Genomic DNA, 26449 nt, shown 5'->3' with positions numbered 1-26449 from the left:
CTTGCAGGACTATCCAGCGCTGAGTGAAGTTTATATGATGACTTCTGCACACAGTCCTTCGCCTACCCGGCGGAGGGCTGTTTTTTTGGTAACTCGCCAGGCCTTGTCAGCAAGGCGCGGATACCACACCTGACAGGAGGTCACATGGCCACACTTCCCTCGATCATCATCAATCGTCTGGATGCCGAACGCCTCGAGCGCCTGATTGATCGCGTCTCGGCTGCCGACCGCCAGGTGGCGGAACAGCTTGAGGACGAACTGGAGCGCGGCGATATCGTCGAGCCTCACGAGGTGCCCGCCGATATCGTCAGCATGAACAGCCGCGTGGAGTTCACGGATCTGACCCGCCAGCAGACCCTGATACGCACGTTGGTCTATCCGCACGCCCTGTCAGACCAGCAGGATGGCCTGTCAGTACTGGCGCCTCTGGGAGCCGCTCTGCTGGGGCTGCGGGTCGGTAGCCTCATCGAGTGGCGGCTGCCGGATGGCAGCCTGCACGAGGTACGCATCGAGGCGCTCCACTACCAGCCGGAAAGCGCGGGCGATCTGCACCGCTGATACCGCCTAGCGCATCAGCAGGCGGCGGATCAGACCATGGATGGCGCGTGCTGCCGGCCCGTCGGCATAGGGCGGATACATCAGCTTCGCGCCATTCATGCGCCCCTTGGCAAAGACGCCCTTGGCCTTGCTCAGCGTCTGGAATCCTTCCCGCCCGTGGTAATGCCCCATGCCGGATGGCCCGATGCCGCCGAACGGCATGTCATCCTGCGCCACATGCAGCAGGGTGTCGTTCAGACACATTCCGCCTGCATGCGTGCCCTCGGTGACCCGCTGCTGTTCGTGCTTGTCGTGGCCGAAGTAGTAAAGCGCCAGCGGGCGTGGGCGCGCATTCACGTAGGCCATCGCAGCGGACAGCTCATCCACCGCCGCGTCCGGCAGCGCGACAATCGGCAGCAGCGGCCCGAAGATCTCCTCCTGCATCACCCGCATCTCATCCGTCACCTCAAGCAGTGCCAGCGGCGGCATCAGACGCTTCTCGACCAGCGCCGGGTCATCCCAGTCAGGGCTGTCGAGCAGTGGCCTGAGCGTCGCACCCTTGGCCAGTGCATCCTCGAGCACTTCCCTCACGCGCTGGTATTGACGCTGATTGATGATGCGCGAGTAATCCTGCGTCTCGGCGAAGCGCGGATAGAAGCGCTGGAAGCACTCCCCCAACGCCTGAACCAGCGACTCGATCTGATCTTCCGCACACAGCACGTAATCCGGAGCGACACAGGTCTGGCCGGCATTCATGCCCTTGCCGAAGGCAAGACGTGAGGCCGCCTCGCGGCGCTGCGCATCGTCCGCCATCAACTGGCGCGACATGATCACCGGCGACTTGCCGCCCAGCTCCAGCGTGACGGGGGTCAGATTCTCCGCCGCGGCGCGCATCACATGCCGGCCCACCGCCGTGCTGCCGGTGAACAGCAGATGGTCGAAGGGCAGTGCCGAGAAGGCCGCCGCGACCTCGGCCTCGCCGGTCACCACCGCGACCTGCGCTTCCTCGAAGGCATCCGCGAGCATGCCGCGCAGCGCCTCGGCGGTTTCCGGCGTGAACTCGCTCATCTTGATCATCACCCGATTGCCGGCGCTCAGCGCGCTGATCAAGGGGCCGATCGCCAGATACAGCGGATAGTTCCACGGCACGATGATGCCGGCCACACCAAGTGGCTGGTAGACGACACTTGCACTGGCTGGCTGGAAGGCGGCGCTGACGTGGCGCTTCGAGGGCTTCATCCAGCCCTTCAGGTGACGGCGTGCATGGCGAATGCCCTCGTAGCTCGGTACCAGTTCCGCCAGGCGTGTCTCGTGAGCACTGCGATGACCGAAATCTCGGCTGATGGCCGCGACCAAGGCCTCCTCGTGCGCCTTGAGCGCATCACGCAGCGCTGCCAGCCAGCCACGCCGCTCCTCGGCACTCGGCATCGGCGCGTGGGCGAAGGCTGCTCGCTGAGCGTCCAGCAACTCACGCATGCGAGCCATCTCGGCCTCTCCCTCGTGGTCTGATGAGGCAGTCGCAGCGTCGGAGGTGGCAGGCAGGTCGTCAACAGCACGGGGGTCTTCAGGGGAAGCAGGCGTCATGAGCGTATCCGGTGGGAGCTGTCGAGAATGACAGACGTCGTCGTGGCTCACTCCGTTTTAGAACACTCGTTTGATGGCGTCAAAGAAAGTCTGCACGACAGTCCACGCAAGCCAGAATGCAAGAAGCCCCCGCACCGTGAGGTGCGAGGGCTTCTCGGATGTCATCCTGCCGATCGGCCGATGACGGAATTCGTTGGCGCGCCCAGCAGGATTTGAACCTGCGACCCCTGCCTTCGGAGGGCAGTACTCTATCCAGCTGAGCTATGGGCGCGCATGCCATGGTTGCGGAGAACCAAGGCGCGCTTATGGTAACGTCTTGATTCTACGTTGTCGAGATATCACGCCCGTCACACGGTTGCCGCCCCCTCGGCCAGCGCTATACTGGCTCGATACACAGCCTTCAAAAGGTGCACCTCATGCAAGCTCGCCAGCCATCCGCGTCATTCCTCACGCGCTCATCCCTGCCGGTTTCCCTGAGCGCGATGCTGTTCAGCGTGCTTGTCAGTTCACAGGCGCTCGCCGCGGACAATTCGCATGACGCCATCGCCGAGCGCCTCAAGCCGGTGGGTGAGCTATGCCTGAAAGGTGAGAGTTGCGCAGGTGACATGGCCGGAGCGGGCCAACAGCCGTCTGCGGCGGCGGAGACTGACTCCGCCCGTGCTGCCAGCGCGATCGACGGTGAGAAGGTCTACGGCGGTATCTGCATGGCCTGCCATACCACGGGCGCGGCAGGCGCACCGCGTCTGGGTGAGGCCGGCGACTGGGAAGCGCGTCTCGCCAAGGGCGACGAGACGCTCTACACCCATGCCATCGAAGGTTTCAATGCCATGCCGGCCAAGGGCGGCAACCCGGCGCTGTCCGATGAGGAAGTGAAGGCCGCCGTGGACTATCTGCTCGACTCCGTGCGCTGACCCTCGAACGCGACTAACCGAGCAGGGAACGCAGGCCCGCGATGGCATCCCGTCCGCGGGCCACCTTCTTCTCCTGATCCTGCGGCTTGTCGGCACGCCCTTCCCACTCGAGATCCTCGGGGGGCAGCTCGTCCAGGAAGCGACTCGGCACACAGTCCATCATCTCGCCATAGGTCTTGCGCTGCCGGGCCAGTGTCAGCACCAGCGTGCGCCGTGCCCGCGTGATGCCGACATAGGCGAGGCGACGCTCCTCCTCCACCGTCTCCATCTCGATGGAGTTGCGGTGCGGCAACAGGTCTTCCTCCAGCCCCATCACGTAGACGTGCGGGAATTCCAGGCCCTTGGAGGCATGCAGCGTCAGCAGCTGCACACGGTCCGAATCGTCCTCCTCGGCCTGCTGCTCGAGAATGTCGCGCAGCACCAGACGTGAGATGGCCGCCGCGACATCACCGGTCTCGGTGTCACCGACCATCGCCTCGCTGCCCTCAAGCTCTTCCACCTCCTCCTGGGGATTGCCGCTGATCGACTTCTCCAGCTGGTCGATCAGGATCCAGACGTTGGCCATGCGCCGCTCGGCGATCTTGGGGGCACTGGCGTTCTGATACAGCCAGCCCTCGTAATCCACTTCATGAAACAGCTCGCGGATCGCGCTGATCGACTGACCGGCGTCCATCTCGCGACGCACGCGGTCCAGCGTGTGGGTGAAGCGACCCAGCCTGTCCAGGGCGCGCTCGCTGAGCTGCTCACGCAGGCCCATCTCGCTGCAGGCGGCGTAGAGTGACACGCCACGCCCGGTGGCGTAGTTGGCCAGCTTCTCCAGCGTGCCCGGCCCGACTTCGCGCCGCGGCACGTTGACGATGCGCAGGAAGGCATTGTCGTCCGCCGGGTTGATCAGCAGACGCAGATAGGCCATCGCGTCCTTGATCTCGTTGCGCCCGAAGAAGGAGGTGCCGCCGGAGAGCTTGTAGGGAATCTGATAGTGCTGCAGCTTCAGCTCCAGCAGGCGCGCCTGGAAGTTGCCACGATAGAGCACCGCGAAATCACGCCACTCGGCGCCTTCCTTGATGCGCCGCGTCAGGATCTCCCCCGCCACGCGCTCGGCCTCGGCCTCTTCGTTGCGATTCATGATGATGCGGATCGGGTCGCCATCGCCCATCTGCGACCACAGCGTCTTGTCGTAGACGTGCGGGTTGTTGGCGATCAGGGTGTTCGCCGCGCGCAGGATGATGCCGGTGGAGCGATAGTTCTGCTCCAGCTTGATCAGATTGAGGCGCGGGAAATCCTCGCCGAGGGTGACGAGGTTCTCGGGGCGCGCGCCGCGCCAGGCGTAGATCGACTGATCATCGTCCCCCACCACGGTGAAGGTCTGACGCTCCTGCATCAGCATCTTCACCAGCAGATACTGACTGATGTTGGTGTCCTGATACTCATCGACCAGCATGTAGTGGATGCGCCGCTGCCAGCGCGCCAGCACCTCGGGATGGTCACGGAACAGCACCACCGGCAGCAGGATCAGGTCATCGAAGTCCACCGCGTTGTAGGCCTTGAGATGCCGGTTGTAGGCCTCGTAGATCACCGCGGCGTACTGGGCATCTTCATCCTCGGCATGCGACAGCGCCGCCCCGGGCAGGATGAGGTCATTCTTCCAGGTGGAAATCTGACTCTGCACCGCATTGATCTGCTCGGCGTCGGTGTCGGCTTCCTTGTGCATCAGTTCCTTGATCAACACCTTGGCGTCATCGGTGTCGAACAGCGAGAAGCCCGGCTTGTAGCCCAATGTCTTCAGCTCGCCGCGGATGATGGTCAGGCCGAGGGTGTGGAAGGTCGAGACGATCAGCCCGTGGCCCTCGCGGCCCTTGAGCATCTTGCCGACTCGCTCCTTCATCTCGCGCGCCGCCTTGTTGGTGAAGGTCACGGCGGCGATGTTGCGTGCCTTCATGCCGCATTCCTGCACCAGATAGGCGATCTTGGTCGTGATCACGCTGGTCTTGCCGGAACCGGCCCCAGCCAGTACCAGACAGGGGCCATCGATGGCGCGCACGGCTTCCTGCTGGCGGGGATTGAGCTTGGCGAGGCGATCACGGATCTCGGTCATCACGGTGTCCTGCTGGGCGAGGAAATCAATCGAAGAAACATCTCTGGTGGTGCCGGGCACGACCGGGCAGCGCACTCAATCGAGCTGCACGGCCCCGGCAAAGTCGAGCTGACGCCAGCTTTCGTAGACGACGACGGCGACGGCATTCGACAGATTCATGCTGCGGCTGTCGGCCAGCATCGGCAGGCGCAATACCTGCTCGCGGGGGAGACTGTCGAGCATCGCCTGTGGCAGGCCGCGCGTCTCGGGGCCGAACACCAGCGCATCACCGGCCTGGAAGCTGGCCTCATGCGGCGCGGTGCGGCCCCGCGTCGAGAGCGCGAAGATCCGCGCAGGCTTCACGGTTGCGACGAAGTCATCGAGGCTGGCATGGCACTGCACACGTGCCCACTCATGATAATCGAGTCCGGCACGCCGCAGGCGCTTGTCCTCCAGCTCGAACCCGAGCGGCTCGATCAGATGCAGGCGAAAGCCGGTATTGGCGCACAGGCGGATGATGTTGCCGGTATTGGGCGGAATCTCGGGCTGATAGAGCACGATATCGAGCATGAGCGAACTCGCGGCAGATGACGAAACAGGGCGTTGGCAGGCCAGCATTCCCCTCATGGCAGCACCGCCCGCCAGGACAACGCAAAGCGGGCCCCGAAGGGCCCGCCATCTTACCGCAATGCGCATCCGTCGCGCAGGGCGAGAATCAGAACTGCAGACGCATGCCGACCAGCGGGCCGGAATCCAGCGTGCGCTCGTCACGGTTGTCGAAGTCCGCCTTCACCTTGCGGTAGCCGACATAGCCTTCGACGTTGTCGATGACCTGGTAGCGGGCGCGCAGACCGTATTCGTAGCTGTGCTCCAGCTCGTCGCTGGTCACGACGTTCGGGGTGACGTAGCCATAGCCACCCAGCGAGACGCGCGGCGCGCCCGGCAGGTAGTAGTAGCCATAGCCGCCCAGGCCCAGACCGCCGCCGTCACCGTGGTCGGTGTCGTACTGGCTCCAGCGTGCGCCGAGGCCCACGTCGTATTCGCTGGTGCGCTCGGTGCCCAGCAGCTGGACGTGACCGGCGGTGACATCATCGTGGTCATCGCTGGACAGGATACCGCCGCCGAGCTGGACGCCGTTGCTGATCTCGCCGTTCAGCTCGCCCTGGACGGCTTCACTGTTGAGGTTGAGATCGGCGTTGCCGGCGAGTGCCGGGGCGGACAGGCTAGCGGCAAGGATAGCTGCCGAAAGGCCGAGAATGTTACGGTAAGCTGTCATGTGCATGTCTCTCTACGTGACTGGGAAATGTGGTGTGCGCGGGTCATGAGCGCTCTCAGGCGCTCTGGAGACCGTACTGCGCACGATAGTCGCGGATAGCTGCCGCGTACCCAGACAGTTCCTGCTGTGCGTATTGCTCAAGATACTCCAGCACCTGGTCGAGCGTCACGATACTGACCACGGGCATGGAGAAACGTGCTTCCACTTCCTGGATGGCACTGTTCGCTTTCAGGCCACCCTGTCCATCCGGAGCACGCTCCTGACGGTCCAGAGCGATCACGACCCCCGCCGCCTTGGCACGCTCGGCGTGGATGATCTCCATCACCTCGCCGATGGCGGTACCGGCGGTGATGACGTCATCGATGATCATCACGCGGCCTTCCAGGGGCGCGCCGACCAGCGAGCCGCCTTCACCATGCGTCTTGGCTTCCTTGCGATTGAAGGTAAACGGCATGTCGCGCTGATGGTGGTCGGCCAGCGCGACGGCCGTCACGGCACCCAGCGGGATGCCCTTGTAGGCAGGGCCGAACAGCACGTCGGCCTCCAGGCCCGAGTCGACGATGGCGCGGGCGTAGAAACGACCCAGGCGCGCCAACGCCTGACCGGAGCGGAACAGGCCAGCATTGAAGAAGTAGGGGCTCACCCGCCCGGACTTGAGCGTAAACTCGCCAAACCGCAGCACGTCCTGCTCGATGGCAAACTCAATGAACTCCCGCTGGTAGTCCTGCATCCGATATCACCTTTGAATTCGTTAGCCATTTACCAAATCGTCTAAAGCTCGGGTATCATACAGGCGCGACGAACCAGGGACCACGTATGAAAATCGCTACAGTTAACGTCAATGGTATTCGAGAAGCGGTCAGCCGCGGCTTCCTCGACTGGCTTGCCAGTCAGGACGCCGACGTCGTCTGCATCCAGAACCTCAAGGCCAAGAGCTTCGAGCTCGACGACAGCATCCTCTATCCGGAAGGGTATGAAGGCTACTTCCTTGACGCCGAGAAAGACGGCTTCTCGGGCGTAGGCCTCTACTGCCGCCAGATTCCCAAGGCCATCATGTATGGACTGGGCTTCGAGCAGTGCGACAACGAAGGCCGCTACCTGCAGGCCGATTACGACCGCTTCAGCATCTGCTCCTTCCTGATGCCTGACGGCAGTGATCCGGACGCCAAGGGCGCCTTCATGGAGCAGTATCAGGAATACCTCAGCAAGCTGCGCCGCAAGCGTCGTGATTACATGATCTGCGGCACCTGGCATGTGGCCCACAAGACCGTCGATCTCGCCAACTGGTCCGACAACCAGATGACGCCCGGCTTCAAGCCGGAAGAGCGCGCCTGGATGGATCAGGTCTTCGGCCCGATCGGCTTCATCGATGCCTTCCGCGAGGTCAATCGCGAGGCTCACCAGTACTCCTGGTGGCCGGCGCTGGACAGTGACCAGCCGCGCGCCCGTCAGGAAGGCTGGCGCCTGGACTATCAGGTCATCGACCCGAACCTGCGTCGTCACATCAAGGACGCATGGATCGATACCGACGCGACCTTCAGCGAATTCGCACCGGTGATCGTCGAGTACGACCTCGAACTGTGATCCGTCGCGTCTCGCCTTGAGCGCTCGGCCTCGGGCCACCCTGCCAGTCGCATGATGTGCCATCCGGCACTGACGAAAACGCCCCCACCGCGCAAGCGATGGGGGCGTTTTCCGTCGGGTCCCGAAAAAGGACTCAGGCCTCGGCGGGCATGCCCAGCGCCGCACGCTGCGCGGCGAACAGCTCCGCTCCGGTCCGCTCGGCGAGATCCAGCAGCGCGTTGAGCTCGGCGCGATCAAAGGCTGCGCCTTCGGCCGTGCCCTGCACCTCGATCAGCCCCTTGCCTTCCGCCATCACCACGTTCATGTCGGTATCGGCCTTGCTGTCTTCCGGATAGTCGAGATCCGTGACCGGCACGCCCTTGTAGATACCGACGGACACGGCGCTGACCAGACTCACCAGCGGGTCCGTCTTGATCTTGCGCTCACGCTGCAGGCCCTGCAGCGCATCGACCAGCGCCACACAGCCACCGGTGATCGCCGCGGTACGCGTGCCGCCATCGGCCTGCAGCACATCGCAGTCGATGGTGATGGTGTATTCGCCCAGCTTCTTGAGGTCCACCGCAGCGCGCAGCGCACGGCCGATCAGACGCTGGATCTCCACCGTACGACCACCCTGCTTGCCACGCGCCGCCTCACGATCACTGCGGGTGTGGGTCGCGCGCGGCAGCATGCCATACTCGGCGGTCAGCCAGCCCTTGCCGGAACCGCGCAGCCAGCGCGGCACGCCCGCCACGACAGAGGCGGTGCACAGTACGCGGGTATCCCCGAACTCCACCAGCACCGAGCCCTCGGCGTGACGAGTGAACTCACGGGTCAGGCGGATCTCGCGCGGCTGCTCCGGGGTGCGGCCACTGGGGCGGATCACGTTGGCTTCGCTCATGGGGATTCCTTTGTTGCAGTCTTCGGGAGGCCAGAGTCTACACGCCACGCCCACGGGCGACGACCTTCACCGCACACCGGGCCGCCCGCCCGAGAGCACTGGGCGCTCAAGAGCGGCGAGCGTACACTTCAAGACAATCATCACGGACGCTTCATGCTCCGCCCCTTCTTCCCGACTGCCAACCGACAGGAGCACGTCATGGTCCACAGCATGACCGCCTTCAGCCGCCAGACCCATGAAGCCGACTACGGCACCCTGACACTGGAACTGCGCTCGGTGAATCAGCGTTATCTGGAACCGCACTTCCGCCTGCCCGACAGCCTGCGCGAACTCGAAAGCGCCTTCCGCGAAGGCCTGCGCAAGCGCCTCAATCGCGGCAAGGTCGAACTCTCGCTGCGCTTTGACGCCGAAGCCGGTGCCGACAGCCTCGCCGTCGATGCCAGACGCCTTGGCGAACTCAGTCGCGTGCTCGCCGAAGTCGGCCAGCACTGCCCGGACGCCCCTCAGCCCTCACGCCTCGCCCTGCTCGACTATCCCGGCGTACTGGTACGCGAAGGAGCTGATCAGGAGCGCATCAAGGCCGATGCCTTGAGTCTGTTCAAGCGCGCGCTGGACGAGCACATCGAAGGCCGCGCCCGCGAAGGCGAACGCCTCGCCGAACTCATCACCGCTCGCCTCGACAGCGTCGACAGCCACGTCGCCGAAGTCCGCCGCCTGATGCCGGACATCCTCGCCCGACAGCGTGAAACCCTGCTCGCTCGCCTCGAGGAAGTTCGCGCCACCCTCGAACCGCAACGCCTGGAAGCCGAACTGACCCTGATGGCCCAGAAGGCCGATGTCGATGAAGAGCTCGACCGCCTCGACACCCACGTCAGCGAAGTCCGTCGTCAGCTCACCCAGAAGGGCCCCATCGGCCGCCGCCTCGACTTCCTGATGCAGGAACTCAACCGCGAAGCCAACACCCTCTCCTCCAAATCCGTCGTCGCCGACACCACCCGCTGCGCCGTCGAGCTCAAGGTACTGATCGAACAGATGCGCGAGCAGATTCAGAATATCGAGTGATATCCCGCCAAAGGAGTTAGCCGGATGAGCAGACCCGAACCATGGAGTGGTGAAGAAGTCACAGCGATTGTCGAAACGTACAAGAAGATGCTGGTTGCAGAACTGTGTGGCCAGCATTACGTGAAAACAGACCACAATCGTGAGCTAGCCGAGAAATTAAATAATCGCTCAAAGGCTTCTATCGAATTTAAGCATCAAAACATCAGTGCCGTGCTACGAGATGCTGACTGCCCCTATATCAATGGCTACAAGCCGATGAGCAATTATCAGGGCATGCTGGTCGATGTTGTTGAGCGCCACCTACTTCGTACTGAGCTATTCGATCAGGCAGCACGCAATGCAGCAGACCGGCCAGTCATTGATGCGCCGGCCCCAAGAGATATTTCCATCATTGTCACACCGCCGGAATCTAAAACACCTCAGACCAGCGTGCAGGAAGCCAAACAGCGTTACACGACGCCCACGCCGGTTAAGCGCGACTACTTGGCACGAGAAGCCCGCAACCATGCACTAGGGAGTGCTGGCGAGCGCTTTGTGGTGGCCTTTGAAAAGATGCGCCTTAGAAAAGAAGGCCTGACATCGCTAGCCGAGAAGGTCGAGCATGTGGCGGAAACCCAGGGCGATGGCTTGGGCTATGACGTCCTATCCTTTGATGCGGATGGACGAGAGCGCTGGATCGAGGTGAAGACGACGGCATTCGCCAAAGAGTGCGCTTTTTTCATCACGCCAAATGAACTCAAATGCTCGCAAGCCAATCCTGAGCACTACCATCTTTTCCGCATCTTTAGCTTCTTAACCCAACCCAACATGTACTGCTTGAGGGGGGATCTTTACCCGCAATTGACGCTCAATCCGCAAAGCTATCGCGCACATCTACTGTGAATGGCTGGCTCCCGTGTCCTAGCAATTGAAACTCTGCCCCACAGCCACAATCTTGTCTGCATCCCTCGACTGAGGGCTTTTCCGCTCAAGGAGTCAGGCATGTCTATCGAACAAGTGCTGTACCGTGCAGAAGCCACCACCACTGGGGGTCGTGAGGGCAAGTCGCGTTCTTCCGATGGAGCGCTGGATGTCACCCTGAGCACGCCGAAGGAGCTGGGCGGTGGTGGCGGTGAAGGCACCAACCCGGAGCAGCTGTTCGCGGCGGGGTATTCTGCCTGCTTCATCGGTGCCATGAAGCACGTGGCCAGCACTGACGGCGTGACGCTGCCGGAAGGCCTGGAGATCACCGGCAAGGTGGGTATCGGCCAGATTCCGGCCGGTTTTGGTATCGAAGTGGCGCTGGATATCAGTCTGCCGGGCATGGACAAGGCCGAGGCGGATGCGCTGGTCGAGAAGGCGCACCAGGTGTGCCCTTACTCCAACGCGACGCGTGGCAATATCGATGTGACGCTGAACGTCAGCGTCTGATGACTGGCGACTGATCGCCAGACACGAAAACGCCGCCCCTCGGGGCGGCGTTTTTGATGGTGCGACACGCTCATTGCTCTCGAGCGTGCGAGCCGATCAGACGCCCTGCTCACGCGCCATGCGGCGGGCAATCAGCGGAGCGTTCCACAGGCTGGGCAGCAGAATCAGTGACACCGGCACGGCGGTGACGACGATGAAGGATTGCAGCGCATTGATGCCGCCATCGCCCATCGAGATCAGCAGCGCCGCGACCACGCCCATCATCAGGCTCCAGAACACGCGCACACCGCGCGGCGGATTGTCGTGGCCGCTCATCACCATCGAGACGGCGTAGGTCATCGAGTCACCGGTGGTGGCGACGAACAGCGTGGTCAGCACCAGGAACAGCACCGAGATGGTGAAGCCGAACGGCAGTTGCTGGGTGATGGCGATCAGCGCTGCCGGCAGGTTGAAGCCGGTGAACGGGCCGGAGACGCTGCCCGGGTTGCTCAGCTCGAAGGCGAGACCGCTGCCACCGATGATGGTGAACCACAGGCAGGTGACCAGCGGCGAGATGACCGCGATCAACAGCACCATCTGACGCAGGGTACGGCCACGCGAGATGCGCGCGACGAACATCGCCATCAGCGGACCATAGCCGATGAACCAGCCCCAGAAGAACAGCGTCCAGCCATTCAGCCAGCCATCGTCAGCACGGAAGGTGGACATGGAGACGAAGTCGCCGACGTAGCGCACCAGCCCTTGCGGGAAGGCATCCAGCAGGAAGCCGGTCGGGCCCATGATCAGGATGGACAGCAACAGCGCGCCGCCGAGCAGGACGTTGGTGCTGCTCAGGAACTGGATGCCACGGGTCACGCCGCTCACCGCTGACAGGGTGTAGATGACAGTCAGCACGAGCAGCAGGGTGAGCTGGGTCGCGTAGGTATCGGGAATGCCGAACAGCGCGTTGAGTCCATAGCTGACCTGCAGGCCGAGGAAGCCGATGGGGCCGACGGTACCGGCGACTACCGCCAGCACGCAGCAGGCATCCACCAGTGCGCCGACGGGGCCACGCATGACGCGGTCGCCGAACAGCGGATAGAGCAGCGTGCGCGGCTTGAGCGGCAGGCCCTTCTCGTAGTGCAGGTACATGAAGATGATGCCGGTCAGGCTGCCGAGCATCGCCCAGGCCAGGAAGCCCCAGTGCATGAAGCTCTGCGCCAGCGCGTTGTAGGCGGCATCGGCGTTGCCCGTCGGGGCATCGGCGCCGAACACCGGCGGCGGCGAGGTGAAGTGAGCGATCGGCTCGGCCGCTGCCCAGAAGACACCACCGCCCGCCAGCAGCGTGCACAGGATGATGGCCATCCAGCGCAGCGTCGAGATATCCGGCGCGGCGAGTCCGCCCATGCGCACCCGTCCGGTGCGGCCGATGGTCAGCACGATGGCGATGACGAAGGTCGCCAGCATCAGCGCTTGCCAGTAGGCACCGAAGTAGTGGGTCGAGACACCGAAGGCACTCTGGATGAGCGCGGAGACACCGTCGAGATCGACCAGTGCGGCGATGGCGAACAGCGCCAGCACGCCACCACTGATGATGAAGACAGGCCAGTCGATACCTTGCGGGGAGTGTGCGGAATCAGCGGGGGGAGTTACCGGTGTGGCGGAGCCGGACGAAACAGTCCGGGAAGAATCCGTCATTAGTCAGCCTCTGGGCATGATCTGAGTGACGGTGCAGTGTATCAGTCGAGACAGGAGGAAATAGGCGATAAGCGGTTGTTTTTACACCTATGTAACGCGACGTATCATCAAGCCTACAGCCGTTTTACATTCTTGGCGCGCCGTAACAAGACGCATCCTTCGAGTCGTGCCCCTTCGCGCCGCTTGTGCCCTCACTCCCTCTCCTCATGAAGACGCCGCCCTGGAGGGCGGCGTCTTCTTTCTCGTCATCGGATGACATGGCCCTGCCCATCCTGCCGGACGAATCATGCCGGGCGAACCATGTCAGCCAAAGTCATGTCGGATGAGTCATGAGGATGAATCAGAGTCCTTGCTCGCGGGCCATCCTGCGCGCGATGCCGGGCGCATTCCACAGGCTCGGCAACAGGATCAGCGAGACCGGCACGGCGGTGACGACGATGAAGGATTGCAGCGCATTGATGCCACCATCGCCCATCGAGATCAGCAAGGCTGCCACCACGCCCATGATCAGACTCCAGAACACGCGCACGCTGCGTGGTGGGTCGTCGTGCCCACTCATCACCATCGAGATGGCATACGTCATCGAGTCGCCAGTGGTGGCCACGAACAATGCCGACAGAATCAGGAACATCACGGACATGATGAAACCGAACGGCAGCTGCTGGGTGATGGCGATCAAGGCCGCCGACAGGTTGAAGCCGGTGAACGGGCCGGACACGCTGCCGGGATCGGCCAGCTCGAAGGCCAGGCCGCTGCCACCGAGAATGGTGAACCACACGCAGGTCGCCAGCGGCGACAGGAGAGTGATCAACCACACCATCTGGCGCAGCGTGCGGCCCCGCGAGATACGCGCGACCAGCATCGCCATCAGGGGCCCGAAACCGATGAACCAGCCCCAGAAGAACAGCGTCCAGCTGTTCAGCCACCCAGTGTCCGCGCGAAAGACCGCCATCGGCGCGATGTGTTTCAGGTAGTCCACCATGCCCAGCGGGAAGGCCTTGAGCAGGAATTCCGTCGGTCCCATGATCAGGATGAACAGCAACATCGCGCCGCCGATCAGCACATTGGCGCTGCTCAGGAATTGAATGCCGCGCATGACACCACTCACCGCTGACAGGGTGTAAACGGCGGTCAACATGGCCAACAGCACCAGTTGCGTCGTGTAGGTGTCGGGAATGCCGAACAGCGCGTTGAGCCCGAAGCTGAGCTGGATGCCGAGAAAGCCCACTGGCCCCACGGTGCCCGCGATGACCGCCAGCACGCAGCAGGCATCCACCAGCGCTCCCGCAGGTCCACGCATCACCCGGTCGCCGAACAGCGGATAGAGCAGCGTGCGCGGCTTGAGCGGCAGGCCCTTCTCATAGTGGAGATGCATGAAGACCACGCCGGTCAGGCTGCCCAGAACTGCCCAGCCGAGAAATCCCCAGTGCATGAAGCTCTGCGCCAGCGCGTTGTAGGCAGCATCGAGATTGCCCACGGCGGCGTCCGGGCCGAACACCGGTGGCGGCGAGGTGAAGTGGGCGATCGGCTCCGCCGCTGCCCAGAAGACGCCGCCCCCCGCCAGCAACGTGCACAGGATGGTCGCCATCCAGCGCGGCGTGGAAATGTCCGGCGCGTCCAGGCCACCCAGCACCACCCGTCCCGTGCGACCGAACGTCATGCCGATGGCGACAAGGAAGGTGGCGATCATCAGCGCCTGCCAATAGGCACCGAAGTAGGTGGTCGAGAGATCGAAGGCATGCTGGATGAGCGACGAGACGCCCTCGAGATTGACCAGTGCGGCGATCACGAACACCGCCATCACGCCACCGCTGAGGAGGAAGACGGGCCAGTCGAGGCCCCGGGAGGAAGCGCGGGAAACAGGGGTAGGGGCTGCTGAAGTTGCGGCGCCGGACGAAAGAGTCCGGGTGGTATCCGTCATTTATCTGCCTCTGGGCATGGTCTGATTAGCCGGGCAGTCTATCAGCCACACCCTTGGCATCGCTGTGACAAGTCCATGATTTTACTGCTGTGTTACGCGAAGTATCACCAAGCCCACAGCGGCATTACATTCTGCCCAACACAAGGACACCGGATTGCCACTCGCCGTGCCTGCCAACTCCTGAGAGGATGAAGCTGACACGTGAGGCATTGCCTGCCCCGCCCCCTCCTTCATCCGCGATAGTGCTCCCTCGATACCATGACATCGCCTCGCCGCCGTGATTTCACCCCCTCGATGAAACTGCGCAACCAGCGCCTGCTTCAGGACGTGACCTGCTCCCGGAGCGCACCGCTCGATGTGGCCTTCGTGCTGCTGGAGCACTTCTCCCTCCCCGCCTTCACCTCCGGGCTGGATGCGCTGGTGACTGCCAATCTGCTCCGTGACGATCCCTTCTATCGCCTGCACACCTGTGGCCTGAACGATGGCAGCGTACGCAGCGATCTGGGCATCGACATCATGCCCGGCCTGACGCTTGCCGAGCTGGACCCCGCCCAGTGCGATCTGCTGATCGTGTGCGGAGGCTATCGCGTGATGCTGGAAGAGATCCCGAAGCTCAACGACCTGCTGCGCCGTGCCGCCCAGCAGGGCTGTCGCCTGGGCAGTCTGTGGAACGGCAGCTACTTCCTGGCCTCGGCCGGGGTGATGGAGGGCCATCGTTGCACCATTCACCCCGAGAACGCGGCGCTGTTCAGCGAGACCTTCCCCGCGCTCGAGCTGTCCCGAGCCCCGCTGGTCGTCGAGGAAGCGCGTCTCAGCAGCGCCAGCGCCGCCAGTGCGCTGGACATGATGCTGGAAGGCATGCGTCAGCGTCACGGAGAGGATCTGGCGCGCAGCGTCGAGGAGATTCTGGCCTGCGAGCGCCCGGCCACGCCCAGTCCGTGGCATGTCGAGCAGACGCTGCCCGCACCGGACAGTCACCTTCCCGAGGCACTGCGCTCCATCCTGGAGTTGATGAGCAGCAACCTCGAGGAGCCGCTGAGCATGACCGACATCTCGCACTGCGTCTCCCTGTCGCGGCGCCAGATAGAGCGGCTTTTCACGCGACATCTGGATACCACGCCATCTCGCCATTATCTGGAGATGCGCCTGACACGCGCCCGCCAGCTGCTGACCCAGGGCAATGCCAGCATCACCGATGTCACCGTGGCCTGCGGCTTCGTCAGCACCACACATTTCAGTCACTGCTTTCGGGATTACTTCGGCATGTCACCAACGCGCGCTCGCCAGAGATGCTGACAGTCCCTTGCCACTGATGAGCCCCAGAAACGCAGAACGCCGCCCCGAAGGGCGGCGTTCTGCGTTGCGACGTCTTGTGCTCACGGGGCTTTCACGGCCTCGCTTCATGCACACATCAGGCGGAAGCCGTCTGCAACTCGCGGCGCTCATGGCGCTGCCCGAGCAGGAAGACGATCAAGCCGGCGATGGCCATGGCCACCCCGACCAGGCCGATGGAGGAGTGGGACGGGCCATACGCGAAGGCCAGGCCACCACACCAGGCGCCCAGCGCATTGGCGATGTTGAAGGCCGCATGATTGAGGGTCGCCGCCATGGTCTGGGCGTCTTCCGCCACATCCATCAGGCGCATCTGCAGCGCCGGTGCCAGGCCGATGCCCGTGCCGACCAGTCCGACGAACAGGATACCGCTCCAGACACCGTCGGCGGCGAAGTAGAAGCCACCCTGTACCAGCGCGCTCCAGATCAGCACGGCAGGAATGGTGCGCATCAGGTCGATGTCCGCAGCACGGCTGCCGATCAGGTTGCCGATGATGGTGCCTACCCCGAAGACGGCCAGCACCATCGGCACCAGATTCTGGGACAGTCCGGCCTGGACGTTGAGCGTCTCCACCGCATAGCTGTAGACACTGAACATGCCGCCGAAACCGATGCAGGCGATGCCAAGGGTATAGAGCACCCGCGGCTTGATCAGCGCGGCCAGCTCGGTCAGCGGCGTCGCGTTCTGATTGCCTGCCTGATAGGGCACGAAACCACGCACCAGCACGGCCGTCGCCAGCGCCAGCAGGCCGACGAGGAGGAACGCGGAATGCCAACCGAACAGACTGCCGAACCAGGTCGCCGCTGGCGCCCCGATGAGAATCGCCACCGTCAGCCCCATCATCACGCGCCCGACGGCACGGCCACGCTCGCCGGCAGGAGCAGCATCCGCCGCCACCAGTGCGGCCACCCCCAGATAGACGCCATGCGGCAGCCCCGCGATGAAGCGCAGCGCGGCGAAGCTGGTCAGTGAGGGGGCCATCAGGCTGGCCACGTTGCTGAGCGCGAACAGCAGCATCAGGCCGATCAACAGGCCACGCCGCGGCAGGCGTGCGCCAAGCGCAGAGATCAGCGGAGCACCGACCACCACCCCCATCGCATAGGCGCTGATGGCATAGCCGACCTGCTGGGATGACACCTGAAAGTCCGCGGCGATGTTGGGCATCAGCCCCATGATCACGAATTCGGTAGTGCCGATGGCAAAGGCACCGAGTGCCAGCGCCAGTTCGGCGATGCGCGGATGGCGCGCAACGGGGGAGGCAGACATGTCCGGGTCTCCTGAAACTTGAAAGGGGATATCACCCGTGTCCGTGCTCATCCGCAGCACCGCTGACAGGTGCAGGCCACGGATGGCATTGCCTGCGCATGGCTGGCGCTACGCAAGGCAAAAGACCGCGCGCCATTCATCATCTGCCAGAAAGGCGGGAATGAATGGCGCGCGGGACAGGTAACAGGTGATGCGCTCGTGCGTGGCGTCTCTCTTGGACGCCTGCTGCACGTCATGGCGCTGCTCTATCGTCTGGCAAACGGTATTGCGGCAACCCTCCTCAAGTTGCCTTGGGCGAGACGTCAGCAAACCGTGCGATCCCTCATGGGGCCGAGCCGACTCGCGGGCTGGCCGATGCTTGAGCGATCAATGAAATATACGACCATTGTTGCAGATAACGCCACGCCGGCCCAACCGATTCATCACGACAACTGTGGTGCCGGAAGTGCAACATCGGTACATGACACCGTCATGTCTGCCTGCAGCCCAAGCAGGGGTGAGTGTGCGATAATGCGCCGATTCAGCGACAGCAAGCGGATCCCTTCCATGTCTTCGACATCATCAGCACCCTCCACTGCCGCCAGCAACGCCCGTGGCACTCTCTACATCATTTCCGCGCCCTCCGGCGCCGGCAAGACCACACTGGTCAAGGCATTGCTGGAGCGCATGGACGGCATCGGCGTATCCGTCTCGCACACCACCCGCGGCCAGCGCCCGGGCGAGCAGGATGCCGTCAACTACCACTTCGTGGATGTCGATCACTTCAAGACGATGATCGAGCAGGGCGACTTCTTCGAGCACGCCCAGGTCTTCGACAACTTCTATGGCACCTCGCGTCCGGCGGTCGAAGCTCGCCTGAGCAAGGGCGAGGACGTCATCCTCGAGATCGACTGGCAAGGCGCCCAGCAGGTACGCGCCCAGGTGCCGGAAGCCGTCTCCATCTTCATCCTGCCGCCGTCGCGTGAAGCGCTGCTCGAGCGTCTGTCCGGCCGCGGTACCGATGGGGAAGACGTCATCGCCCGGCGCATGCGTGACGCCGTCAGCGAGATGTCCCACTACGACGAATACGACCTGATCGTCATCAACGATGATTTTACTCAGGCATTGGACGAGCTGTGCAGTCTGATCACCGCCGAGCGCGCACGCCGCCCGCGCGTCCAGGCGCGCCATGCCGCCCTGCTGGACTCCCTGCTCGCCGGATGACGCCCGTGCACGAAGTCCAGGCATGACAAGGACTTGTTGCGGCCTACGGTGCTGATCATGCGCGCTCTGGTCGCTTACGCCGCCGAGAGCGCGCCATGTCGCGCCACCGGATAGCGCCCTACTTGTCACGCCACAAGGGCGTCGAGTAGACTCGATTCCCTTTCAGAATCATTGGCCGCTGCGCTGTCTCGCCCCTGGCGGGCTGGCGCAGCGGCATTGTGCTTGCGTCGTGTGCGAGATACTGTCAGATGATCAGGGTATGCGGCCCCTAGCGGTCGCGGCACTCTGCGCTGATTACACGCCGACAGCGAACCCCCGAATATCCCGCTATTGAAGGTGCACTGCCATGGCCCGCGTAACCGTAGAAGATTGCCTCGAGAACGTCGACAACCGCTTCCAGCTGGTGATGATCTCCACTCGTCGTGCCCGTCAGCTGTCACGTGGCAGCCGCAACGCCCAACTGCCGTGGGAAAACGACAAGCCGACCGTGCTGGCCCTGCGCGAAGTGGCGGCAGGTCTGGTCAACCGCGACATCCTGAATGAGCCGGTCGAAGCTCCGATCCAGCGCAAGCCGGTGCTGCCGCAGATCGAGGACTGAGCCCCGGCTCTCCCTCTCCTGTACGTGTGCTGATCCGCACCTCCAACGTCGCGCCATCATGGCCATCACGCGGGGTGCGGGCCCGGAACCACCTTGAGCCAAGGCCGCTGAATGTTCACGATCGATGACCTGGCAGACCGCCTGGGCGGTTATCTTCCCGAGGAAGAGATCCGTCAGGTTAGGCGCGCCTTCTATTACGCCGAGCAGGCCCACGATGGCCAGCGCAGGCGTTCCGGTGAACCCTATGTGACCCACCCGCTGGCGGTGGCGAACATTCTCGCCAACATGCACATGGACCATCAGAGCCTGATGGCGGCCATGCTGCACGATGTCATCGAAGACACCAGCGTGACCTTCGAGGCACTGGCCGGCCAGTTCGGCGAGCCGGTGGCCTTGCTGGTCGATGGCGTCTCGAAGCTGACCCAGATCACCTTCGAGGACAAGGCCGTCGCTCAGGCCGAGAACTTCCAGAAGATGGTGCTGGCGATGTCCCAGGACATCCGCGTCATCATCGTCAAACTGGCCGACCGTCTCCACAACATGCGTACCCTTGGTGCCCTGCGCCCCGAGAAGAAGCGGCGCATCGCCCGTGAGACGCTCGAGATCTACGCCCGCGTCGCCAACCGCCTCGGTATCAACACCATCCGTGTCGAACTGGAAGATCTGTCCTTCCAGGCGCTGCACCCGATGCGCTCCGAACGCATCAAGCGTGCCGTCACCGCCGCGCGTGGCAATCGTCGTACCCTGATGCGCGAGATCCAGGCCAGCCTGCAGAACGCGCTGGAGCGCGATCAGCTGCCCGGCTCGGTGATCGGCCGTCAGAAGCATCTGCTGTCCATCTACCGCAAGATGCGTGACCAGCAGAAGCCCTTCAATGAACTGATGGACGTGTTCGGCTTCCGCATCATCACTGATGACGTGGACAGCTGCTATCGCATCCTCGGCGTGGTGCACAATCTCTACAAGCCGGTACCGGGACGCTTCAAGGATTACATCGCGATCCCCAAGGCCAATGGCTACCAGAGTCTGCACACCACGCTGTTCGGCATGAACGGCATGCCCATCGAGGTGCAGATCCGCACCCGCGAGATGGAAGCGATGGCCAACAACGGCATCGCGGCCCACTGGCTGTACAAGGCCGGGCAGACCGACCGTCCCATCGGCGCCGGCAGCCACGCGCGTGCCCGCGAGTGGGTACGCGGCCTGCTCGAGATGCAACGGCATGCCGGCAACTCGCTGGAATTCATCGAGCACGTCAAGAACGACCTGTTCCCCGATGATACCTACGTGTTCACCCCCAAGGGCGACATCATGGAGCTGCCGCGCGGTGCGACGGCGGTCGATTTCGCCTATGCGGTGCACACCGATGTCGGCAACAGCTGCATCGCCTGTCGCATCGATCGTCATCTGGCGCCGCTATCCTCGCCACTGGAGAGCGGTCAGACCGTCGAGGTCATCACCGCACCGGGTGCCAAGCCCAATCTGGCGTGGCTCAACTTCGTCACCACCGCCAAGGCGCGTTCCGCCATTCGCCACTACCTCAAGCATCAGCAGCGCAGCGAGTCCGTGGCATTGGGCCAGCGCCTGCTGATCAAGGCACTCGCCGGCCTGGACATCACCCTCGAACAGCTGCCGCCCCAGCGCCTGGATACCCTGGCGGCGGAGCTTGAGCTGGAAGGCGGGCGTGATGATCTGCTCGAGTCCATCGGTCTCGGTACCCGCGCCGCCTACAGCGTGGCGCAGAGCCTGCTGAACGACAGGATGAGTCCCGCGGCACAGCAGCCCAAGTTCTCGGCCAAGGATGGCAACGTCCAGCCGGAGGACAGTGGCATCGGGCCGATGCAGGTCAGTGGCGGCGACAGCATGGTCACCAGCTATGCACGCTGCTGCCACCCGCTGCCGGGAGAGCCCATCATGGGCCACCTGTCAGCCGGCAAGGGCCTGGTGGTCCATCGTCAGGAATGCAGCAATCTGACCGAGCTGGCCAGCGATCCGGAGCGTGTCTTCCCGCTGACCTGGGCCGAGCAGATCGAAGGCGACTTCACCGTCGCCCTGCGCATCGAAGCCCAGACCCAGCGCGGGCTGATCGCCGAGCTGGCCGAACTCGTCACCGACGCGGAAGCCAATATCGAACGCATCGGCATCGAGGAGCGCGACGCACACCTGGCCATCGTCAATCTGACCCTGGCGGTACGTGATCGCATTCATCTGGCACGCATCATCAAGCGCATGCGCAACCTGTTGCACGTGGAGCGCATTACCCGCGTCATCAGTTGATCGGATTCAAGGCCGCGTCGTTCGCCACCGGCGGGCGGCGCGGTTTTCGTTTTTGGGACTTCCGCAAGGTCGTCCATGGACACGACGGGCCTCTGCCCGGCACCTCGCCGAGACAGGCGAGCAGCGCACTCACAAACACAATCGCAATTCACTGTCACAAGGCAACTGGCACAAGACCAGTAGGAAAGACAGTCACAAGGAGCACAACATGAGCAATCGCGCGATCATCAACACCGACAAGGCACCCGCTGCCATCGGGCCGTACTCCCAGGCCATCAAGGCGGGCAACACCGTCTATCTCTCCGGCCAGATTCCGCTGGACCCGCAGACGATGGAAGTCGTCGAAGGCGGTATCGAGGCGCAGGCGCGTCAGGTGTTCACCAACCTGAGCGCCGTGTGTGAAGAGGCCGCCGGCAGCCTGGGCGACATCGTCAAGCTCAACCTCTACCTGACGGACCTCGATGACTTCGCTCGCGTCAACGCGGTGATGGAAGAGTTCTTCAGCGCGCCCTTCCCGGCGCGTGCCGCCGTCGGCGTCAAGGCACTGCCCAAGGGCGTGGCCTTCGAAGCCGAGGGCGTGATGGTCATCGGCGACTGATCACGGTGGATCTTGCCGCCTGACCTGCTGAAACGTGGTCTGCTGAAACGACAGTGCCCGCCCCGGAAACCCGGGGCGGGCACTGTCAGTTATCGGGCCAGGCAGCCCTGGCTCCCGGCGCCTCGACTTGTCCACAGCCGGTCAGGATGCGTCACGCGCGACCTCCTGTGGACAAGTCAATCGCCGTGCGGCGCTCAGCGTCCGGAAAGCTCGCTCTCCGGTACCGTCACGCCATGCTCCTTGAGCACCTCGGCATAGCCCTCGCGGAAGGTCGGGTAACGGAAGCGATAGCCACTCTCGAGCAGCAGCGCATTGCCGCAGCGCTTGCTGGAGCGACGCCGCAGCGGCGACTGGATCACCTCGGTGGATTCGACCTTGAGCTGACGTGCCAACCACGCCATCACCTCGTGCAGCGGTGCACCATCACAGTCGGTGGCCAGGTAGATCGGCTCGACCGGCTTGCCCTCGAGACTCAGTGCGATCAGGTGCGCCAGCACCCCCGCGCAGTCGTCACGATGGATGCGGTTGGAGTAGAGTGGCGGATTGCTGGCGGCGATGCGCCCATCGCGCGCCTGACGGATCAGCATGTCGCGACCCGGCCCGTAGATACCGGAGAAGCGCACCACGGTGCCATTGAGCGAGGAGTCGAGCAGGACCTGCTCGCCTTCCCGCATCAGCTGCCCCGAGAAGCTGGTGGCGTCGGTGGGGGACTGCTCGTCGACCTCTTCGCCTTCCTTCTGGGCGTAGACGGAGGTCGAGGACACGAAGAATACGCGTGTCGGCGGGTTGGCACGCGATTCCAGCTCCGCGACCAGCGCACGAATGCCATCGACGTAGGCGGCCCGATAGGCGTCTTCGTCGAAGTGGTCAGCGCTCAGCACGTGTACCACGGTGTCGGCATCTGGCAAGCTGGCCAGAGCACCTTCCGCGGTGATGTCCAGTGCCAGCGTCTCGATACCGAGATCCGCCAGCCTGGACACATCGCGTCTGACACCGATGACGTGCTGATCGGCCTTGAGCAGCTCGCGCGCCAGCGCGCTGCCAACGTCGCCACAACCGAGGATGAGACTCGTCTTCTTCACCTTTGCCGTGCTCCTTGGTAAAACGAATCGGTACCCACCGCATCCCAGGATGCCAGTTCCGGGCAGGAATCATGACTCTAACAGAACTCCGCTACATCGTAACCTTGGCCCAGGAGCGTCATTTCGGACGCGCCGCAGAGCGCTGCTTCGTCTCGCAGCCGACCCTGTCGGTGGCCGTCAAGAAGCTGGAAGAGGAGCTGGGAGTCGCACTGTTCGAGCGTTCCAAGTCCACCGTACAGGTCACACCGCTCGGCGAGAAGATCGTTCAGCAGGCCCAGCGCGTGCTGGAACAGTCCAGCGTGATCAAGGAGCTGGCCAATGCCGGCAAGGATCAGCTCTCCAGCCCGTTGCGCATCGGCGCCATCTATACCATTGGACCTTACCTGTTTCCGCATCTGGTGCCGGAACTGACGCGGCGTGCGCCGAAGATGCCGCTCTACATCGAGGAAGGCATGACCGGCGATCTGCGCCGCAAGCTCAGAAACGGTGAGCTGGACATCATCATCGTGGCGCTGCCCTTCACCGAAACCGACGTGCTGACCAAGACGCTCTACGAAGAACCCTTCGAGGTGCTGTTGCCGTCGGGTCACGCGCTGCTCGAACAGGACAGCATCGCCAAGGAGCAATTGATCAATGAGCGTCTGCTGATGCTGGGCGAGGGCCACTGCTTCCGTGATCAGATTCTCGAGGCGTGTCCGGCCATCGGCCATCAGATCAACAACCCCGAGAATACCCTGATCGCCGAGGGGGGCTCGCTGGAGACCATTCGTCACATGGTCGCCTCAGGCCTCGGTATCACCGTGCTGCCCTACTCGGCCACCGGTACCGGCCATTACGAGAGCGGCGTGCTCGAGACACGTCCCTTCAAGGACCCCGCCCCCAGCCGCAGCGTGGCGCTGGCATGGCGTGCCAGCTTCCCGCGCCCCAAGGCGATTGACGTGATCAGCCAGGCGATCGCCGAGTGCTCGACCCGCGCCCGCCAGAGCAACGAGAACGGCATGCAGGGTTCCGCTTCCCAGAGCCACGAACCGGCATGAGCAGGGCGGGCACGGACGCCTCATCTGCCGGGCCCGCCAGCGCCGGTGTCTTTGCCACCGGCGCGCTGGCGCAACCGCTGGACAGCCTGAGCGGGGTCGGCCCCGCGCTGAGCGAGAAGCTGTCGCGGCTGGGACTGGAGCGCGTGGCGGACCTGCTCTTCCACCTGCCGCTGCGTTATCAGGACAGGACTCGCGTCACCCCCATCGGCACGCTCAAGAGCGGCATGGAGGCCGTGGTGGAAGGCGAGGTGACGGCCTGCGACATCGTCAAGGGTCGCAGGCGCAGCCTGCTGGTGCGCCTGCGCGATGGCAGCGGCATCCTCAGTCTGCGCTTCTTCCACTTCTCTCCCGCCCAGCAACAGCAGTTCCAGCGTGGCCACAGCGTGCGCTGCTTCGGTGAGGCGCGTGCCGGGGCCACCGGTCTCGAGATCTATCATCCGGAATACCGTCTGCTGGGTCAGGGCGCGGCCCCGGTGGAAGACCACCTCACCCCCATCTATCCGGCTACCGAAGGACTCAATCAGGCGCGCCTGCGCGGCTTGATCGGCCAGGCCCTCAAGCAGCTCGAGGAAACACCCCACGAACTGCCGGACCTGATCCCCGAGGCCCTGCGCGCACGCTTTCGCCTGCCCGGGGTGATCGAGTGCCTGCGTTTCCTGCATGAGCCGCCGCCGGATGCGCCCGTCGATCAGATGAGTGACGGCGTGCATCCCAGTCAGCGGCGTCTCGCCCAGGAAGAACTGCTCGCCCATCAGCTGAGCCTGCGGCAGGTGCGAGCGCGCATCCAGCAGGATGGCGCCCCCTCGTTGAGCGCCAGCGGTGGCCTGAGCACCCGCTTTCTTGCCCAGTTGCCCTTCTCGCTGACCGGCGCCCAGCGCCGTGTGCTGGATGAGGTACGCCGTGACCTGGCGCGCGAAGTGCCGATGCTGCGCTTGGTGCAGGGCGACGTGGGCTCGGGCAAGACGGTGGTGGCGGCAATGGCGGCCCTGATCGCCATCGGTGGCGGCTGTCAGGCCGCCTTGATGGCCCCCACCGAGATTCTCGCCGAGCAGCACTATCGCAACTTCCGCGAATGGCTGGAGCCGCTGGGCATCGAGGTCGCGTGGCTGGCCGGCAAGCTCAAGGGCAAGGCGCGGCTGGATGCCAAGGCGGCCATCGCCGATGGCCGGGCACGCATGGTGGTCGGGACTCACGCACTGTTCCAGGCCGACGTGACCTTCCAGCGCCTGGGGCTGGCGATCGTCGATGAGCAGCATCGCTTCGGCGTGCATCAGCGCCTCGCCTTGCGCGAGAAGGGCGAGGCTGGCGGCCTGACCCCCCATCAGCTGATCATGACCGCCACGCCGATCCCGCGCACTCTGGCGATGAGCGCCTACGCGGATCTCGATCTCTCGGTGATCGACGAGCTTCCCCCGGGGCGTACCCCGGTACAGACCGTGGCAGTGGCCGACCCGCGGCGTCCCGAGGTGGTCGAGCGCATTCGCGCCGCCTGCGCCGAGGGTCGTCAGGCCTATTGGGTATGCACGCTGATCGAGGAATCCGAGGTGATGACCTGTCAGGCCGCCGAGGTGACGCGTGACGAGCTGACCGAGGCGTTGCCGGAGCTGTCCATCGGTCTGGTGCACGGCCGCATGAAGGCGGCCGAGAAGGCCGAGGTGATGGCGGCGTTCAAGGAAGGCGAACATGACCTGCTGGTGGCCACCACGGTGATCGAGGTCGGGGTCGATGTGCCGAATGCCAGCCTGATGGTGATCGACAACCCCGAGCGTCTCGGCCTGTCGCAGCTGCACCAGCTACGCGGGCGTGTCGGGCGTGGCAGCACCGAGAGCTTCTGCGTGCTGCTCTATCATCCGCCGCTCTCTCAGCACTCCAGGCAACGCCTGGCGGTGATGCGCGAGACCACCGACGGCTTCAAGATCGCCGAGAAGGACTTGGAGCTGCGCGGGCCCGGCGAAGTGCTGGGCACGCGTCAGACGGGACTGGCGGGGATGAAGATCGCCGATCTCGAACGCGACAGCGACCTGATCGCCCCGACCACCACCCTGGCCGACGCCATCCTCACTGAAGCCCCCCAGGCCGCGGAGCCCCTGATCCGCCGCTGGCTGGGGGAGGCGGCTGGCCAATACGGCGCCGTCTGAG

At 63.8% G+C, this 26449-nt stretch carries 23 protein-coding genes and 1 tRNA gene; 13 read left to right on the top strand and 11 right to left on the bottom strand.

The window, feature by feature from the left end; all coding sequences use genetic code 11:
• Positions 1-144 precede the first annotated feature (144 nt).
• Positions 145-558: a nucleoside diphosphate kinase regulator gene (gene rnk, locus HXS65_RS10985; protein ID WP_176493851.1), complete on the top strand. Its 414-nt coding sequence runs from the start codon at positions 145-147 to the stop codon at positions 556-558.
• A 6-nt stretch (positions 559-564) separates the two neighbouring features.
• Here the strand turns inward: rnk and HXS65_RS10980 are convergent, their stop codons facing one another.
• Both HXS65_RS10980 and HXS65_RS10975 read right to left on the bottom strand, forming a co-directional pair.
• Complete coding sequence (locus tag HXS65_RS10980) at positions 565-2022, bottom strand: coniferyl aldehyde dehydrogenase (protein ID WP_176493850.1); 1458 nt, start codon at positions 2020-2022, stop codon at positions 565-567.
• Positions 2023-2315: 293 nt separating this feature from the next.
• A tRNA-Arg gene (locus HXS65_RS10975) sits at positions 2316-2392 on the bottom strand.
• A 145-nt stretch (positions 2393-2537) separates the two neighbouring features.
• Here HXS65_RS10975 and HXS65_RS10970 point away from each other — a divergent pair.
• Complete coding sequence (locus HXS65_RS10970) at positions 2538-3032, top strand: cytochrome c5 family protein (RefSeq protein ID WP_077379909.1); 495 nt, start codon at positions 2538-2540, stop codon at positions 3030-3032.
• A 13-nt stretch (positions 3033-3045) separates the two neighbouring features.
• Here HXS65_RS10970 and rep read toward each other — a convergent pair whose 3' ends face one another.
• The 4 genes from rep to pyrE all read right to left on the bottom strand — a co-directional run bounded on the left by rep (position 3046) and on the right by pyrE (position 7112).
• Complete coding sequence (gene rep / locus HXS65_RS10965) at positions 3046-5127, bottom strand: DNA helicase Rep (protein WP_077379907.1); 2082 nt, start codon at positions 5125-5127, stop codon at positions 3046-3048.
• A gap of 75 nt (positions 5128-5202) precedes the next feature.
• On the bottom strand, positions 5203-5676 hold the full coding sequence (trmL, locus tag HXS65_RS10960) for a tRNA (uridine(34)/cytosine(34)/5-carboxymethylaminomethyluridine(34)-2'-O)-methyltransferase TrmL (protein ID WP_176493849.1): 474 nt from the start codon (positions 5674-5676) through the stop codon (positions 5203-5205).
• A gap of 145 nt (positions 5677-5821) precedes the next feature.
• The gene (locus HXS65_RS10955; RefSeq protein ID WP_077379903.1) at positions 5822-6382 is read right to left on the bottom strand and encodes a YfaZ family outer membrane protein; all 561 of its coding nucleotides are present in this window, start codon (positions 6380-6382) and stop codon (positions 5822-5824) included.
• Positions 6383-6437: 55 nt separating this feature from the next.
• Entirely contained in the window at positions 6438-7112 is a 675-nt protein-coding gene (gene pyrE, locus HXS65_RS10950) for an orotate phosphoribosyltransferase (protein ID WP_077379901.1), read from the bottom strand.
• A gap of 86 nt (positions 7113-7198) precedes the next feature.
• Between pyrE and HXS65_RS10945 the strand changes: the two genes are divergently transcribed.
• The gene (locus HXS65_RS10945) at positions 7199-7966 is read left to right on the top strand and encodes an exodeoxyribonuclease III (RefSeq protein WP_077379899.1); all 768 of its coding nucleotides are present in this window, start codon (positions 7199-7201) and stop codon (positions 7964-7966) included.
• Positions 7967-8099: 133 nt separating this feature from the next.
• Here the strand turns inward: HXS65_RS10945 and rph are convergent, their stop codons facing one another.
• A complete protein-coding gene (gene rph, locus HXS65_RS10940) occupies positions 8100-8846 on the bottom strand; it encodes a ribonuclease PH (RefSeq protein WP_077379897.1) in 747 nt (248 codons plus the stop codon).
• Between the two features lie 198 nt (positions 8847-9044).
• Between rph and HXS65_RS10935 the strand changes: the two genes are divergently transcribed.
• The 3 genes from HXS65_RS10935 to HXS65_RS10925 all read left to right on the top strand — a co-directional run bounded on the left by HXS65_RS10935 (position 9045) and on the right by HXS65_RS10925 (position 11318).
• On the top strand, positions 9045-9908 hold the full coding sequence (locus tag HXS65_RS10935; RefSeq protein ID WP_141392226.1) for a YicC/YloC family endoribonuclease: 864 nt from the start codon (positions 9045-9047) through the stop codon (positions 9906-9908).
• A gap of 24 nt (positions 9909-9932) precedes the next feature.
• Positions 9933-10790 (top strand): DUF3883 domain-containing protein, encoded by an 858-nt coding sequence (locus tag HXS65_RS10930; protein WP_176493848.1) that lies wholly within the window; start codon positions 9933-9935, stop codon positions 10788-10790.
• 99 nt (positions 10791-10889) lie between these two features.
• Positions 10890-11318 carry an organic hydroperoxide resistance protein gene (locus HXS65_RS10925; RefSeq protein WP_054556341.1) on the top strand — a complete coding sequence of 143 codons (429 nt, stop codon included), beginning with the start codon at positions 10890-10892 and terminating at the stop codon, positions 11316-11318.
• A gap of 96 nt (positions 11319-11414) precedes the next feature.
• Here the strand turns inward: HXS65_RS10925 and HXS65_RS10920 are convergent, their stop codons facing one another.
• Together HXS65_RS10920 and HXS65_RS10915 are read right to left on the bottom strand one after the other, a co-directional pair.
• Positions 11415-12995 carry a BCCT family transporter gene (locus HXS65_RS10920; protein ID WP_176493847.1) on the bottom strand — a complete coding sequence of 527 codons (1581 nt, stop codon included), beginning with the start codon at positions 12993-12995 and terminating at the stop codon, positions 11415-11417.
• 340 nt (positions 12996-13335) lie between these two features.
• Positions 13336-14916, bottom strand: a complete 1581-nt coding sequence (locus HXS65_RS10915) for a BCCT family transporter (RefSeq protein WP_176493846.1) — start codon at positions 14914-14916, stop codon at positions 13336-13338.
• Positions 14917-15210: 294 nt separating this feature from the next.
• On the opposite strand from HXS65_RS10915, the gene HXS65_RS10910 reads away from it, so the two are divergent.
• Positions 15211-16212 (top strand): GlxA family transcriptional regulator, encoded by a 1002-nt coding sequence (locus HXS65_RS10910; RefSeq protein WP_255304485.1) that lies wholly within the window; start codon positions 15211-15213, stop codon positions 16210-16212.
• A gap of 115 nt (positions 16213-16327) precedes the next feature.
• On the opposite strand, the gene HXS65_RS10905 is transcribed toward HXS65_RS10910, so the two are convergent.
• Positions 16328-17515 (bottom strand): MFS transporter, encoded by a 1188-nt coding sequence (locus HXS65_RS10905; protein ID WP_077379879.1) that lies wholly within the window; start codon positions 17513-17515, stop codon positions 16328-16330.
• A 546-nt stretch (positions 17516-18061) separates the two neighbouring features.
• On the opposite strand from HXS65_RS10905, the gene gmk reads away from it, so the two are divergent.
• The 4 genes from gmk (at position 18062) to HXS65_RS10885 (ending at position 22191) form a co-directional block, all read left to right on the top strand.
• Positions 18062-18718, top strand: a complete 657-nt coding sequence (gmk, locus tag HXS65_RS10900; protein ID WP_077380016.1) for a guanylate kinase — start codon at positions 18062-18064, stop codon at positions 18716-18718.
• A gap of 346 nt (positions 18719-19064) precedes the next feature.
• Complete coding sequence (gene rpoZ, locus HXS65_RS10895; RefSeq protein ID WP_077379876.1) at positions 19065-19316, top strand: DNA-directed RNA polymerase subunit omega; 252 nt, start codon at positions 19065-19067, stop codon at positions 19314-19316.
• Positions 19317-19427: 111 nt separating this feature from the next.
• Positions 19428-21593 (top strand): bifunctional (p)ppGpp synthetase/guanosine-3',5'-bis(diphosphate) 3'-pyrophosphohydrolase, encoded by a 2166-nt coding sequence (locus tag HXS65_RS10890; RefSeq protein WP_077379874.1) that lies wholly within the window; start codon positions 19428-19430, stop codon positions 21591-21593.
• A gap of 208 nt (positions 21594-21801) precedes the next feature.
• Positions 21802-22191 carry a RidA family protein gene (locus HXS65_RS10885; RefSeq protein WP_077379872.1) on the top strand — a complete coding sequence of 130 codons (390 nt, stop codon included), beginning with the start codon at positions 21802-21804 and terminating at the stop codon, positions 22189-22191.
• Between the two features lie 194 nt (positions 22192-22385).
• Here the strand turns inward: HXS65_RS10885 and HXS65_RS10880 are convergent, their stop codons facing one another.
• Positions 22386-23273: an NAD-dependent epimerase/dehydratase family protein gene (locus HXS65_RS10880; protein WP_077379870.1), complete on the bottom strand. Its 888-nt coding sequence runs from the start codon at positions 23271-23273 to the stop codon at positions 22386-22388.
• A 71-nt stretch (positions 23274-23344) separates the two neighbouring features.
• On the opposite strand from HXS65_RS10880, the gene HXS65_RS10875 reads away from it, so the two are divergent.
• Both HXS65_RS10875 and recG read left to right on the top strand, forming a co-directional pair.
• Complete coding sequence (locus HXS65_RS10875) at positions 23345-24310, top strand: hydrogen peroxide-inducible genes activator (RefSeq protein WP_077379868.1); 966 nt, start codon at positions 23345-23347, stop codon at positions 24308-24310.
• On the top strand, positions 24307-26448 hold the full coding sequence (recG, locus tag HXS65_RS10870) for an ATP-dependent DNA helicase RecG (protein WP_077379866.1): 2142 nt from the start codon (positions 24307-24309) through the stop codon (positions 26446-26448). Before HXS65_RS10875 ends, recG begins: the two co-directional genes overlap by 4 nt.
• Position 26449 lies beyond the last annotated feature (1 nt).

The sequence above is a fragment of the Cobetia sp. 5-25-4-2 genome (assembly GCF_013374075.1).
Taxonomy (GTDB): Bacteria; Pseudomonadota; Gammaproteobacteria; order Pseudomonadales; family Halomonadaceae; genus Cobetia; species Cobetia marina.
The sequence above is the reverse complement of the archived record's forward strand: the minus strand, read 5'-3'. Positions and strand labels throughout refer to the sequence as shown.